Here is a 14182-nt window from a genome sequence, read left to right as displayed (position 1 = left end):
GAAGGACGATATGGAAACTAGGCAAGGGAATTACTTTGAAGAATTTGAAGTATTTAGCCGTAAAACGCAATCATCACCCGTTCAATATCACTTCAGCCTGCTGGCCCCGAATGAGGATATCGCCATCATGATGGCACAAGAAAACTTCATGAGACGCGAAGCGGTTGATGATATCTGGGTCGTGAAAAGACAGAATATACGGAAAATGACGGCCGAGGAAAAGAAAACGCTTCAACGTATCGATAATAAAGACTACAGGACCACAAAAGGATACGGGTATTTAAAGAAAAAATGGCGGAAGTATGAGCAGGGAATGCTCGATGAAAAAGAGATAATGTCTTGGGCTGGAGGTGTGAAAAATGAAGAATGAATCATTGAAGGGCATCGCTATCAAGGAATTGCTGCTTCAACTGGCTGACGATGACTTCATCCATTCATACCGTGGTGCAGAATGGTTGGGACTTGCACCGCATATCGAGGAAGATGTTGCATCCGCTTCGATATCTCAAGACACGATGGGGCATGCCGCAATATATTATAAATTACTTGAAGAACTCGGTGAAGGGGATGCTGATAAGCTTGCTCATGACCGTCCCGCCAAGGAACGGCGCAATGCGATCATTCTCGAATTGGTCAATGGTCCTGGTTACTATATGAAAGACCCGGATTATGATTGGGCGTTTGCGGTAGTGCGAAATTATTTTTATACCCAAGCCAAAGCGATTAAGGTTCAATCCCTTCATTCAAGTTCATATGAACCGCTTGCTGAAGTGGCACAAAAGGTACAGATGGAACTTTACTATCATTTGATGCACTGGAAAACATGGTTCGTCCAATTGCTGGGATCCGGTCACTTGGAAGCGGTTTCGAGAATGAAAGCGGCAATCGGGAAAACAATGCCCGATTTTGCTGGCATATTTTCACTTGGACAATATGGAGAGGAAATGGTTGAGCTCGGCTTGATAGAAGGCGAAGCTGTTTTACAGAAAAAATGGATCGAGGCCATCACACCAATTTTTGAAAGTGTCGGCTTGGCAACAACGATTCAAATAGGGATGGCAAGAGGTGATGGTCGTAATGGCCAGCATACGGAAGATTTGGAAAAGGCGCTAGAAACGTTAAGCGAAGTATACGCAAGCGATAAAGCAGCTTCATGGTGAATCAATAGAAAGGGGAGGGGTACCATGGCGACCGTACAGTTAAACACAGAAGAAATATATAGGCTCCTGGAAGACGTTAAAGATCCCGAAATCGATACAGTAAGTATTCTGGATTTAGGTATGGTCGAAGACGTGACGGTTTCGGGCCAGGACGTTTCGGTAAAAATGCTGCCAACTTTTCTTGGGTGCCCGGCATTGTCGATCATTCAAAAAAATGTGGAAACAGCCCTTCGACAGCTGCCTGCCGTAAAAAATGTAAGTGTGGAATTTTTACGTTCCCCTTCCTGGACATCCGATCGAATTACGGAAAAGGGGAAAGCTGGATTGAAGGTTTTCGGAATCTCCCCTCCTCCCCGACAAATGAAAAGTGATGGATCATGGCATGTGGATTGCCCATATTGTGAATCGACATATGTCACGATGGAAAATATCTTCGGTCCAACGGCCTGCCGCAGCATTTTATATTGTAAGGCATGCAAAAATCCGTTCGAAGCGATGAAACCGATGATAAAAATAATCTAATAAAATGGAGGTTTTCTAAAATGGTAAAACTAATCGCCCTTTATAAACAACCTGAAAACAAGGAAGAATTCGATGAGCACTACTTCAATGTACATGGTCCGATAACGGAAAAAATTCCTGGTCTTCAAAAAATGGAGGTCACTAAAATAGTCGGGACACCGATGGGCAAAGACTCTGAGTATCACATTCTATGTGAAATGTATTATGAAGACCATGATGCACTGCAAAAAGGAATGCGTTCTCCTGAGGGCAAAGCATCAGGGAAAGACTTAATGGGCTTTGCGGGGAAACTTGTAACGATGATGATCGGCGAAGAAATAAAATGAATGCGCTTCAATTCATTGAAACGTCAATCGCGGATGGCATTGGTTATATCTCTTTAAATCGGCCGCAGCAACTGAATGCCCTTAACAGGAAAATGGTGAGGGAAATAGTTTTAACCATGGAAGAATTCGACCGGGACCCGCAAGTGAAGGTGATCTTGCTATCGGGTAATGGAAAAGCATTTTCCGCTGGAGCTGATATTGACGAGATGGTGAACGACAATCCAATTAGTATGGAGTTAACGAACCAATTTGCCGATTGGGACCGAATAAGCCTAGTCAAAAAGCCTGTGATTGGTGCGGTGAAAAGTTTTGTATTCGGCGGTGGTTTTGAACTTGCTTTATCCTGTGATTTCCTGATTGCCGCCAGCGATACCCAGTTTTCCTTTCCGGAAGTGACACTAGGGGTCATGCCTGGTGCGGGAGGAACCCAAAGATTGACGAAATTGGTAGGCAAGACAAAGGCACTTGAATGGATGTTGACGGCTGAAAGGATAAAGGCAAAGACAGCTCTGCAATATGGTTTCATCAATAAGATCGTGGCACCTGAATTGTTAATGGAAGAAACGGTTGATTTTGCCAGGAAGATAGCAAAGCAACCCCCGTTAGCTGTAAGGCTGATTAAAGAATCCGTCAATAAAGCCGTTGATTACACCTTATATGAGGGCATGCAATTTGAACGGAAGAACTTCTATATTCTTTTTGCATCAGAGGACCAAAAAGAAGGAATGAAAGCATTTGTAGAAAAAAGAGAGCCGGATTTTAGAGGCGGATAAGGGGTGCTCTATGTACGAAACCATCAAATATAGGGTTGGAAATGGAGTGGCATGGCTTACTTTGAACCGTCCTGAAAAACTAAATGCCTTTACGTCCCAAATGAATAAGGAAATACAGAAAGCGATCAAAATATCTGCGGGGTCAGATGAAGTGCGGGCCATTATCATTACTGGGGAAGGCAGGGCCTTTTGTTCGGGGCAGGATTTATCGGATGTTGATGAGGGCATGAATTTAGGCCAAAAGCTGCTTGATGACTACGGTCCTATGATGCAGCAAATAGCAAACTGTGAAAAACCGATCATTGCCGCAGTCAATGGAGTGGCTGCAGGTGCTGGCTTCAGCCTGGCGCTGGCATGCGATTTTCGGCTTGTTTCTGAAAAAGCCAGCTTTTTAAATGCTTTTGTCAATATCGGGTTGATTCCTGATTCGGGGAATCTGTATTACCTTTCGCGGATCGTTGGTCATGCGAAAGCCTTGGAATTATCTTTATTGGGGGAAAAGGTTACGGCTAGCGAGGCGAAAAATATCGGACTCGCTACAAAAGTGATCGTTTTGGAGGAATGGAACGAGGAATTGAAAGCCTTTGCAGAGAATATCGCAAACAAACCAACGAAAGCGATCGGTTTAATCAAAAGATACTTAGAGGCGTCCTATCACCTTTCATTGGAAGAATACTTAAAAGAAGAAGCGGAGGGGCAGCGAATTGCTGGCTTAACGAAAGATTATGCAGAAGGTGTGGCAGCATTCACTGAAAAAAGGAAAGCTCAATTCATAGGCAAGTAATATAGAAAAGGGAGTGGGATTACATGGTTAGAGTACAAGAGGCGGCATTTGAAAAAGCGGAAATGAAGCGTGATTATTATCATCTGATCATTAATGGAGAAAGAGTGGAAAGCTCGGATGGTTCCACGATTGATGCGTATAATCCTGCAACAGGTGAAATCATTGCCAAGGTTGCAAAGGCGACCAAGGAAGATGCAGAAAAGGCTGTTCAAGCTGCACGTGAAGCATTTGATAACGGGAAATGGAAGAGGACACCGATTAACAAACGGTCTCGTGTTTTGAACAAAATTGCAGCGATCATGCGTTCACGCTTTAATGAATTGGTTGAATTGGAGGTCCTGAACAGCGGCAAATCCATCTCTGCAGCTCAAGGCCAAGTCATGCAGGCAATTGAAGATTTCGAGTTTTATGCAGGAGCTTTAGTTGCACATCGCGGATCGGTCAATAATGTTCCTGGTCAATTCCATAATTATACGGAAAAGGAGCCAGTAGGGGTTTGTGCTCAAATCATCCCTTGGAATTACCCTATGATGATGGCTGCGTGGAAAATTGCACCTGCAATCGCAGTCGGCTGTTCGGTCATTGTTAAGCCAGCTTCGTTAACGCCGCTGACTGCCATTGTATTAGGTGAAATCTGTTTAGAAGCTGGTGTTCCTTCCGGCGTGGTCAACATCATTCCAGGACCTGGATCTGACGTAGGGAATTACCTTGTCGAACATCCGAAAGTGAATAAGGTAGCCTTCACGGGTTCTACGCCAATCGGCAGGGATCTCATGGGCAAAGCTTCACAGACATTAAAGAGGGTGACATTGGAGCTTGGCGGTAAGTCCCCTAATATTGTTTTTGAGGATGCAGACCTTGAAGCGGCTATCGATGGATCATTATATGGCATTTTCTACAATACTGGGCAGTCTTGCGAAGCCAGATCCCGTTTATACGTTCACGAAGACATATATGATGAGTTCGTTGCCAGATTCGTAGAAAAAACGAAAAAATTGAAATTGGGCAATCCGCTCGATAAAGAAACACACGTCGGTGCAGTCATAGATCAAGGGCAATTGGATGTCATCGACAATTATGTACAATCTGCCATTACTGATGGAGCGAAAATCCTCACAGGAGGAAAGCCAGCGGTCATCGAAGGCTTCGAAAACGGTTATTGGTATGAACCGACGGTCATTGCGAATGTCAATCATGATATGGATGTTGTGAAAGAGGAAATATTCGGGCCGGTCGTTGTCATAATGAAATTCAAAGATGAAAAAGAAGCCGTGAGACTCGCGAATGATACGGAATTCGGTTTGGGTTCAGCCCTCTGGACAAAAGACGGCGGGCGTGCGACTAGAGTCGCCAATCAAATAGAAGCGGGAATCGTCATGGTGAATTGCCCATTCTCCGCATTTCCTGGAACACCTTTCGGAGGGTATAAGCAATCAGGATTCGGCAGGGAACTTTGTATTGAGACACTTGATCTTTATACAGAAACGAAAAGCATCATTTCCTATCATGGAAGCCGTCCCTTAAATCCCTTTGGAATTTAATAAAACATAAAATAGGCGGCTGGCTGAACGGAATGTCGGAAAAGTAATTCAGGTATGGATGAATGCTGATCTGATTCATCCGCAGCCAGCCCTATTTATTTTTGAAGGAGGAATGAACGAATGATTAGAAATCTAGTGATTGTCGGATCTGGTGTCATGGGCAGGGGAATAGCTTATGTAGGAGCAACAGGGGGCTTTAATGTAGTGCTGGTGGATGTGAATCAGGATGCTTTGGAAAGTGCAAGAAATGAGATAGATGCCATTTTTGAGAAGGGTGTGCGCTATCAAAAAATCACTCAGGAAGAAGCGGCAGCTGCAAAAAGCAGATTTTCCTATTCTTCCAATTTGAAAGAATCAGCAGCATATGCCGACTTGATCATAGAGGCAGTTCCGGAAAAGGCGGAAATTAAGAGGGCAGTCTTTGAAACGATTGAAGTCCATGCAAAAGAAGACTGTTATTTTGCAACCAATACGTCCACGATGAGCCCGACGGAAATTGGTTCTTATGGAAAACGTCCCGAAAAAACGATTACCATGCATTTTTTCAATCCTGTACAAAAGATGCCGCTCGTTGAAATCGTACGTGGACTTGAAACCAGCGATGAAACGGCAGCTGTAATAAAAGAGGTAGCCGGAAAAATGGGAAAAGAAACAGTGGTCATAAATGAATTCCCTGGGTTTGTAACCAGCAGGATCAGCTGTTTGGTAGGAAATGAAGCCTTCTTTATGCTTCAAGAAGGTTTAGGCACACCAGAGGAAATCGATAAGGCAATAAAGTTAGGGCTGAATTACCCAATGGGGCCATTTGAGCTAGGTGATTTGGTGGGACTAGATGCCCGATTGAATAATTTAAAATACTTACATAGTAAGCTTGGTGAGAAATACCGCCCGGCTCCCCTCCTTGAACAGTATGTTAAAGCTGGCAGGCTCGGCCGTAAATCAGGTAAAGGTGTGTACGATTATACAAAAGACGGCGAGCTGGTGAGGAAATGAAGGATGTTGTGATCATTGATGCTGTGAGAACACCAATCGGAAGATATAAAGGCGCATTGAAAAGCGTTCGACCGGATGACCTAGGTGCAATTGTAATCAAGGCGCTGACCGATCGCAATCCAGAGCTGCCGCCAGATCAAATTGAGGATGTCATCTTCGGGAATGCAAATCAAGCCGGAGAGGATAATCGCGATGTGGCCCGGATGTCCGCCCTTTTAGCTGGTCTTCCGGTAAATGTAGGTGGAACGACAATAAATCGCTTATGTGGATCCGGATTGGATGCCGTCATGTATGCTGCACGCTCCATTGCAGTTGGTGAAGGCGATATTTATATCGCAGGCGGTACTGAAAGCATGACAAGGGCGCCGTACGTCATGGCCAAACCTGAGAGTGAATTTCCTCGGGGTTCAATGGAGCTTCAGGATACAACGATCGGATGGCGTTTCACGAATGAGAAACTTAAAGAAATGTATGGTGCGGATTCCATGCCTCAAACGGCTGAAAACGTCGCCCTGCGTTTTTCGGTTTCAAGGGAGGACCAAGATCAATTCGCGTATCAAAGCCAGCAAAGAGCAAAAAAAGCAGTGGAAAATGAGCGTTTCATTACTGAAATCGTACCTGTTCGATATACGGATCGTAAAGGGAATGAGGTCATTATCGAGAAAGATGAACACCCTCGTCCTGACACGACCATCGAAAAGTTGGAAAAACTCAAACCGATCTTTAAAGGCGGCACCGTAACGGCCGGTAATGCTTCAGGTGTAAATGATGGAGCCTCGGCATTACTTTTGATGAGTGCAGAAAAAGCACGGGAGCTTGGATTGAAGCCTCTGGCCAAATATGTTGTGGGGGCGGTAGCGGGCTTAGAACCGTCCATTATGGGCCTTGGTCCGATTCATGCCACTAAAAAGGCATTGGAGAGGGCAAGCTTGACGATTGAAGACATCGGGCTAGTGGAATTGAATGAAGCATTCGCTTCCCAATCCTTGGAGTGCATCCGCCAGTTGAAATTGGATAAGGAGAAAGTGAATGTCAATGGCGGGGCAATAGCGTTTGGCCATCCCCTCGGTGCAAGCGGGGCGCGTATTTTAACAACACTTGTCCACGAAATGAAAAAGCGGAAAGTACGCTATGGTCTTGCGACGATGTGTGTAGGCGTTGGCCAAGGCATATCGGCAATTATAGAAAATATCGAGACAAATTAAGGGGAGGTGCCTCATGTCCAAGGTTATTTATGAAGTGATAAATCAAATCGGCTATATAACAGTGAATCGGCCCGACGTATTGAACTGCTTCGACTATGGGACACTTTGTGAACTTCAGGAAGTCATCGATGCAGTTTATTATGACGGCAATATCCGTGTCGTCATTTTCACCGGTGCTGGGGAAAAAGCATTCAGCGCGGGTGCGGATTTGAAAGAAAGAAAGTCTTTGAATGATGCGGAAGTAAGAAGGAACGTTAAAGCGATTCGTGATGTTTTTAATAGTATCGCAGGGCTTCCGCAGCCAACCATAGCTGCCGTCAATGGATATGCATTGGGGGGAGGATTTGAATGGATGCTTTCATGTGACTTTGCAATTGCAGCCGAAGGTGTTTCTATGGGGCTCACTGAAACTAGCTGGGCCATTATTCCTGGGGCAGGCGGTACACAGCGGCTGCCGAGATTGATTGGGGAAATGAAAGCGAAGGAATTGATCTTCACTGCTAAAAAATTGACTGCAGAAGAGGCATGTCAATTAGGGATCCTTTTGAAGGTCGTGCCAAGGGATCAACTAATGTCAGCTTGTGGAGAATTGGCAGCCAATATCATGAAAAACGGGCCGATTGCAGTCAAACAAGCCAAATATGCGATTGACCAAGGAATGAATACGGACTTGCAAACCGGAATGGCCATAGAAGGTAAAGCCTATGAATTGACTATCCCGACTCAAGACAGATCGGAAGCGCTGCTGGCATTCAGTGAACGGAGAAAAGCACGGTTTACTGGTGAATGATATTGCGCTTTCATTTAAAAAAGATATAATAATTATTATGTCTTCCGTGTGAAAACAGTAACAATGTTAGGACGAGGTGAGAAGGATAGGTACTAATACACAATCCATGATTTTTACGATATACGGCGATTATATCCGTAACTATGGAAGTAAGATCTGGATAGGCAGTTTAATTCGTTTGTTAAAGGAATTCGGCCATAATGAGCAGGGCGTTCGTGTAGCCGTTTCACGAATGGTCAAGCAAGGGTGGATTCAGTCGGAGAAGCAGGGAAATAAAAGCTATTACTTTTTGACTGATCGCGGTGTGCAGAGAATGGATGAAGCGGCCAATCGCATATATAAGATGAAACCGAATGAATGGGACGGTAAATGGCGTATCTTAATGTACACGATCCCTGAAGATAAGCGGCAATTACGAGATGATCTCCGTAAAGAATTATTATGGAGCGGGTTTGGCAGTTTTTCAAGTGGTTGCTGGATTTCCCCTAATGATTTGGAGAAACAAATCAATCGCTTGATCGAGAAATATGACATAGATGAATATGTTGATTTTTTCATTTCGGAGTACAAAGGTCCAAAGGAAAACCAATCGCTTGTCGAGAAGAGCTGGCATTTAGAAGAGATTGAAAATAAATATGAAGAATTCATCGAGAAATACAGCAAACAATTCATCGTTCATCAAAGCATCATTAGCAGGGGCGAAATGTCCGATGCTGATTGTTTTGTGGAACGAACAAACTTGGTGCATGAATACCGTAAATTTTTATTTATCGATCCGGGCCTGCCAAAGGAACTTCTGCCTTCAAAGTGGAATGGCAATCATGCTGCTCTTTTATTTAGCCAGTATTATCAAGTCTTGGCTGAACCAGCAAGCCGTTTTTTTGAAAGCGTATTTCAGGAAAACAATGATTTATGCCGGAAAGATGAAACCTATGATGCCAAGGACCATCCACTGATCATTAAGTGAAAAAGAGCTTCAGCCAGTCGTTAACTACGACTTGCCGAGGCTCTTTTCACATTATCATTTTCGACTCTTGCTTTTAATTAATCAAGTATCCCTTTGAAGTCTTTTCCTTTTTGAACATATGTATCGATTGAAAGTTGGATCAATTCAAGGTCTTTATCATTCAATCTGCGAACCACTTTCCCCGGGGAACCAATAACCAGTGAACGTGGAGGTATGATTTTGCCAGAGGAAATCAATGTGTTCGCTCCGACGATGCATTCTTCGCCAATCTCTACATTATCCAATATCGTTGATCCCATACCGATAATGGAGCGTTTGCCTATTTTACAGCCATGCAGGATGACATTGTGACCAACCGTCACTTCGTCTTCAATGACAACTGGGCATCCTTCGAATAAATGAATGGTGGAATTATCTTGTATACTGCATTTTTCTCCTATTGTAATTGAATCTTCATCACCGCGCAGTACGGAATTAAACCAAATGGTCGAGTCTTTCCCAATCGAAACATCACCGATTAAATGAGCGCCGGGTGCCACGAAAACAGTATCATCAATGGATGGTTTTTTATTATTGTAAGGAATAATCATAGTCTCGCTCCTTTTTGAAAAGTCAGAATTGTTTTTCTAATGAATATAGTATAACATTAAATTGACAGGGAGGGATGAAAGTGAAATATATTTGTGAACTTTTTGCGATAAAATATCCCATTATACAAGGCGGCATGGGGAATATAAGCAATGCAAGTCTTGCGGCTGCAGTATCCAATGCAGGAGGACTTGGGACAATAGGGTGCGGTACCATGAATCCTGAACAGGTGGAAGCCATCATTCTCGAAACCAAAGATAAAACCAATAACAATTTCGCGTTGAACATTCCAATAAATGTTAGTCCATATACAGATGAGTTAGTGAATCTTGTCCTGAAGCATGAAATACCTGTAGTTTCCTTATCTGCAGGAAATCCTGCCCCTTTCATTCCGCTATTGCAAAAAAAGAATATAAAAGTGATTGCCATCGTTGCGTCGGTCAAGCACGCGCAAAAAGCGCAAGCAGCAAGGGCTGATGTGTTGGTCGCAGAAGGGTTTGAAGCTGCCGGCATCAATTCGAACCTGGAAATGACGACCTTTACACTCATTCCGCAAATCAGCAAGCATGTGACGCTCCCGGTTTTGGCAGCTGGCGGAATAGGCAATGGACAGGGTTTGGCAGCGGCATTGATGCTGGGGGCTTCAGGAGTCCAATTGGGAACCAGGCTGATCGCTACACAAGAGGCACCGTTCCATCCGTCATATAAACAGAAACTAATCGAAGCTATGGGCAATGATACGGTAATTTTGGGCAGAACGTTTGGCCAGGTCAGAAGGGTATTGAAGGATCCATATACCGAGAAAGTCCTTGATTTGGAAAAACAGGGGCTGTCTTCTGTGAATTATCGTGAAATGACCTCTGAGGTCCATCATATTAATGGCGCGATGAACGGGGATGTTAACAATGGTTTTATGAACAGCGGCCAGGTTGCCGGATTGATTGACGATATACCCACTGTAAAGGAATTACTTGATGGCATGATGAAAGATGCAAAAAAACAAATGGAAGATGGATTGAGGAGGCTCTCTGCCCCTTTTATGATTTGAGAGGGTTACCGATCTTGTCATGGGTACATCTCTACCCATTTAGGGGCTATTCACTTGATTAACTATAACGAATGCTTGAGGTCAATTCGTCCTCAAGTTTTTTTCGTTTCGGGACATCTGATATTCTATTATCCTTCTTTTTACAAGCGTAGTTCTATAGTGAATAGCCCGATAACAAAATATGGACTCCATAAGAACACTGTTTTAGGATAACATTATAGAAAAATGCGGGTTAACTTGTGATACAATGGACAATGTCCTTTTTGACATCATGGGTGCCCGCATTCATCTTGAAGCACCCCTTTTTATATGTAATAAAAGTTAGAAAAGGGGAAACCTCAATGGAAACTTTAATTATGGATATGATTGAAGCGTTTAAATCTTTATCTTATTTCGGTGTTTTGCTAGCTTTGACTTTTGAATTCATTCCTGCTGAAATAGTTTTGCCACTGGCAGGATACTGGGTTTATCAAGGTGATATGAATTTATACTTGACTATCCTTGCCGGTTCGCTTGGCGGGGTAACGGGCCCATTGACGCTTTATGCCTTAGGCAAGTATGGCGGGAGACCGCTTGTATTAAAGTTCGGAAAATACTTTTTGATCAAAGATGAGCAGCTGAACAAAGCTGACCGCTTCTTTGAAAGGTATGGTGGGGGAATTGCCTTCTTTGGACGGTTTGTACCAGGTATACGTACCGCCGTGTCGCTGCCATGCGGAATATTGAAAATGAATATTTGGAAATTCATATTATATACTTATATGGCGATGCTTCCTGTTACAAGCGTTTATGTTTATTTAGGGTTTAAGTTAGGACCTAGATGGGAGCAGGCGGGAGCCATCTTTTCACAATATGCGAATTTCTTGCTTATCCCTATTGCACTTATAGTCATTTGGTTCATTATGAAGACTCGAAAACAAAAGCAAAGAGAAAAAATAAAAGTCAATTCATAACAAAGAAGGCGCCATGCTCAGGCGCCTTTTTGATTTAGTATATTAGCAGCATCCACCGCCGCCGCCGCCGCCGAATCCCCAACTGCATCCGATGATGATCAACAAGATGAATAATACGATCAGCAATGCAAATCCGTTATCGAAACCGCCGCAGCCGCCACCGCCGCCACAACATTCGTTACCATTTCCACCCATTTGATTTCCTCCTCATACATATTATGAATTACATACCTAGCAAAACATCTTTACCGGGAATACTTCATACTATGTATTCTAGGCCGAAGTGTTTGCTTATTCATAAAAAATGGGCGTGGGCAAAATCAAGGGAATAAGCCCGAATATTTTTTTGATTTTGTTTTAAATGTTATAATATACCATGTGGATTGTGGGGGAAGGGAGCTGAACTAACTCATGAAAGTTGCCATTATTACGGATGTGCATGGTAATGCTTCAGCGTTGAAAGCCGTTCTTAGGGATATTGATCAAAGGGAAGATATAGATCGTCTCTATTGTTTGGGAGATATGGTCGGGATTGGCCCGGATACTAATGAAGTCCTTGAACTTTTATTTTCAAGAAATGATGTATCGATGATAACTGGAAATCATGATGAAGCTGTCCTGGCCATCATTAACGGGGAGCCGCATCCGGACGGTCATATTCATGTTAAGGAGCATCATGAATGGATAGCTGAAAGGATGCATAGGAAATTCATAAATGAATTGGAAAAATTGCCTCGAACCATACATCATATCATTAATGATCACTCCGTTTACTTCACCCATTATCACATGGAATCGAAGAAATTGGATGAGCACATAAGCCAAAATCCATTTAGTAAAATCGTTGAACCGAGTTTAAGTAACTTAGAAACGCTTTTTAAAGATCAGCATCACGATTTAATCGGATTTGGACATCATCATCCCATCCACCTTTTTAAAAATGACCGAACGATATTCCTGAACCCTGGTTCTCTTGGCTGTAATGGTGAACCAGTTGCCCCTTATGCGATTGTTGCGATTGAAAATACCGGTATTCAGGTAAATCTTGAAAAAGTCGCCTATGATAATACATCGTTCCTGTCATCGTATCAAAGCTTACAAGTCCCAGAGCATGAATTCATTATTCGTGCCTTCCATGGCGGCCAGCAGGTCTAGGGCGCTTAAAAAAGATGAAGTATGGGGAAATGTTGAGCATAAAGGTACATGCCTGTGGATACGATAATAGGCAAACTCAACGAAGCTGGAGGTATGTCATGAAGGAAAAGGAACGGGTAGTAAATCAAGAGCAGGAAGAGATGGAAGGGCACAGTTTTGTCTGTAATGATGAATTGTTTAATAAGGATCTGTACGCCATTGTCGATGATACGATGAAAGAGGAAGGATAAACGGGAAAAACGCTGCAGTTAATGTCTGTAGCGTTTATTTTTACATTGAAATGGCTGAAGCCAGAATTTAGGGTTTTCGTAAAAGATCACGTCCTCCTGATTCCATCACTCTTTTTACCGCCAGTGAATCCCGGAAGTGAATCATTTGAAACCATTCTGGATTTATCCCATACTATATATAAGTTTCAAATCCGAGAGGAGGGATGGCATGGGACATCATCATGGTCACTCCCATGATCATGGGCACGGACACCACCACCATTCTAATAATAAAAAAGCCTTGTTGGCATCTTTCTTATTAATCTCCACATTCATGATCGTCGAGGTCATTGGCGGGTTCTTGACAAATAGTCTGGCTTTACTGTCGGATGCAGGTCACATGCTTAGCGATGCAGCAGCTTTAGGGCTTAGTTATACAGCGATAAGGTTGGGGGAAAGGAAAGCGACATCGTCCAAATCGTTTGGATATAAACGGTTTGAAATCATTGCTGCTTGTTTGAATGGATTGACCTTGATCGTCATATCCGTATTCATTTTCATAGAGGCAATTAAGAGGTTCCTGGATCCCCCCGAGGTGCAAAGCTTGGGAATGCTAATGATTTCAATCATCGGCTTACTTGTTAATATCATTGCGGCCTGGATTTTAATGAGCGGAGATAAGGAAGACAATCTGAATGTACGGAGTGCTTTTTTACATGTTATTGGTGATATGCTTGGATCTGTGGGTGCCATTGCGGCCGCACTTTTGATTTATTTTTTCGATTGGGGAATTGCAGATCCGATTGCGAGCATCATAGTCGCGATTTTAATCATTATCAGCGGTTTTAGGGTAGTGAGGGATTCTTTCCATATCTTGATGGAGGGCACACCAGACCAAGTCGATATGGATGAAGTGAAAGCATCCTTGATGGAATTGGATGGTGTATCAGATGTCCATGATCTCCATATCTGGACGATCACCTCTGGCTTTTTGACAATGAGCTGCCATGTTGTCATAGATGAGAGCGGTAATCACGATTCCGTTTTAGCAGAAGCGCAAAAACTACTTCATGATCAGTTTGGAATTGAACATAGCACGATCCAAGTGGAAAGACAGGAAGCGGGTTGTCCGAATCCACACGAGACATGTAATTGAAAAGGGCTGGCT

18 protein-coding genes are annotated in these 14182 nt (G+C 43.3%); 16 read left to right on the top strand and 2 right to left on the bottom strand.

Features of this window, described 5'->3' with window-relative positions; all coding sequences use genetic code 11:
- Window positions 1-10: 10 nt before the first annotated feature.
- The 11 genes from paaB to paaX all read left to right on the top strand — a co-directional run bounded on the left by paaB (window position 11) and on the right by paaX (window position 9061).
- Complete coding sequence (gene paaB, locus ACSR9O_RS03525) at window positions 11-370, top strand: 1,2-phenylacetyl-CoA epoxidase subunit PaaB (RefSeq protein WP_101224273.1); 360 nt, start codon at window positions 11-13, stop codon at window positions 368-370.
- The gene (gene paaC / locus ACSR9O_RS03520) at window positions 360-1160 is read left to right on the top strand and encodes a 1,2-phenylacetyl-CoA epoxidase subunit PaaC (RefSeq protein WP_101224272.1); all 801 of its coding nucleotides are present in this window, start codon (window positions 360-362) and stop codon (window positions 1158-1160) included. Before paaB ends, paaC begins: the two co-directional genes overlap by 11 nt.
- A gap of 24 nt (window positions 1161-1184) precedes the next feature.
- Complete coding sequence (gene paaD / locus ACSR9O_RS03515) at window positions 1185-1682, top strand: 1,2-phenylacetyl-CoA epoxidase subunit PaaD (protein ID WP_101224271.1); 498 nt, start codon at window positions 1185-1187, stop codon at window positions 1680-1682.
- Between the two features lie 20 nt (window positions 1683-1702).
- Complete coding sequence (locus ACSR9O_RS03510; protein ID WP_098372584.1) at window positions 1703-2008, top strand: EthD family reductase; 306 nt, start codon at window positions 1703-1705, stop codon at window positions 2006-2008.
- Window positions 2005-2781 (top strand): enoyl-CoA hydratase/isomerase family protein, encoded by a 777-nt coding sequence (locus tag ACSR9O_RS03505; protein WP_230177273.1) that lies wholly within the window; start codon window positions 2005-2007, stop codon window positions 2779-2781. Before ACSR9O_RS03510 ends, ACSR9O_RS03505 begins: the two co-directional genes overlap by 4 nt.
- 10 nt (window positions 2782-2791) lie before the next feature.
- Window positions 2792-3565, top strand: coding sequence for an enoyl-CoA hydratase-related protein (locus ACSR9O_RS03500; RefSeq protein ID WP_491723916.1), 774 nt, complete (start codon window positions 2792-2794; stop codon window positions 3563-3565).
- Window positions 3566-3588: 23 nt separating this feature from the next.
- Window positions 3589-5106: an aldehyde dehydrogenase family protein gene (locus ACSR9O_RS03495; protein WP_230177277.1), complete on the top strand. Its 1518-nt coding sequence runs from the start codon at window positions 3589-3591 to the stop codon at window positions 5104-5106.
- A 120-nt stretch (window positions 5107-5226) separates the two neighbouring features.
- Window positions 5227-6099, top strand: coding sequence for a 3-hydroxyacyl-CoA dehydrogenase (locus tag ACSR9O_RS03490; RefSeq protein ID WP_491723915.1), 873 nt, complete (start codon window positions 5227-5229; stop codon window positions 6097-6099).
- Complete coding sequence (locus ACSR9O_RS03485; RefSeq protein ID WP_491723914.1) at window positions 6096-7304, top strand: acetyl-CoA C-acyltransferase; 1209 nt, start codon at window positions 6096-6098, stop codon at window positions 7302-7304. Before ACSR9O_RS03490 ends, ACSR9O_RS03485 begins: the two co-directional genes overlap by 4 nt.
- A gap of 13 nt (window positions 7305-7317) precedes the next feature.
- Window positions 7318-8094: an enoyl-CoA hydratase-related protein gene (locus ACSR9O_RS03480; RefSeq protein WP_230177282.1), complete on the top strand. Its 777-nt coding sequence runs from the start codon at window positions 7318-7320 to the stop codon at window positions 8092-8094.
- 85 nt (window positions 8095-8179) lie between these two features.
- Window positions 8180-9061, top strand: coding sequence for a phenylacetic acid degradation operon negative regulatory protein PaaX (gene paaX, locus ACSR9O_RS03475; protein WP_096339984.1), 882 nt, complete (start codon window positions 8180-8182; stop codon window positions 9059-9061).
- Window positions 9062-9138: 77 nt separating this feature from the next.
- Here the strand turns inward: paaX and ACSR9O_RS03470 are convergent, their stop codons facing one another.
- A complete protein-coding gene (locus tag ACSR9O_RS03470; protein ID WP_034314889.1) occupies window positions 9139-9651 on the bottom strand; it encodes a gamma carbonic anhydrase family protein in 513 nt (170 codons plus the stop codon).
- An 80-nt stretch (window positions 9652-9731) separates the two neighbouring features.
- On the opposite strand from ACSR9O_RS03470, the gene ACSR9O_RS03465 reads away from it, so the two are divergent.
- Together ACSR9O_RS03465 and ACSR9O_RS03460 are read left to right on the top strand one after the other, a co-directional pair.
- A complete protein-coding gene (locus tag ACSR9O_RS03465; protein ID WP_491723913.1) occupies window positions 9732-10697 on the top strand; it encodes an NAD(P)H-dependent flavin oxidoreductase in 966 nt (321 codons plus the stop codon).
- A 341-nt stretch (window positions 10698-11038) separates the two neighbouring features.
- Window positions 11039-11650, top strand: coding sequence for a DedA family protein (locus tag ACSR9O_RS03460; RefSeq protein ID WP_230177286.1), 612 nt, complete (start codon window positions 11039-11041; stop codon window positions 11648-11650).
- A 42-nt stretch (window positions 11651-11692) separates the two neighbouring features.
- Here the strand turns inward: ACSR9O_RS03460 and ACSR9O_RS03455 are convergent, their stop codons facing one another.
- Window positions 11693-11845 carry a YjcZ family sporulation protein gene (locus tag ACSR9O_RS03455; protein ID WP_101224262.1) on the bottom strand — a complete coding sequence of 51 codons (153 nt, stop codon included), beginning with the start codon at window positions 11843-11845 and terminating at the stop codon, window positions 11693-11695.
- 216 nt (window positions 11846-12061) lie between these two features.
- Between ACSR9O_RS03455 and ACSR9O_RS03450 the strand changes: the two genes are divergently transcribed.
- The 3 genes from ACSR9O_RS03450 to ACSR9O_RS03440 all read left to right on the top strand — a co-directional run bounded on the left by ACSR9O_RS03450 (window position 12062) and on the right by ACSR9O_RS03440 (window position 14170).
- On the top strand, window positions 12062-12805 hold the full coding sequence (locus tag ACSR9O_RS03450) for a metallophosphoesterase family protein (protein ID WP_101224261.1): 744 nt from the start codon (window positions 12062-12064) through the stop codon (window positions 12803-12805).
- A 98-nt stretch (window positions 12806-12903) separates the two neighbouring features.
- Entirely contained in the window at window positions 12904-13035 is a 132-nt protein-coding gene (locus tag ACSR9O_RS03445; RefSeq protein WP_260356845.1) for a hypothetical protein, read from the top strand.
- A 208-nt stretch (window positions 13036-13243) separates the two neighbouring features.
- A complete protein-coding gene (locus tag ACSR9O_RS03440) occupies window positions 13244-14170 on the top strand; it encodes a cation diffusion facilitator family transporter (protein WP_260356846.1) in 927 nt (308 codons plus the stop codon).
- Window positions 14171-14182 lie beyond the last annotated feature (12 nt).

The organism is Peribacillus sp. B65 (assembly GCF_058513295.1).
This window is presented reverse-complemented; position numbering and strand designations above follow the sequence as displayed.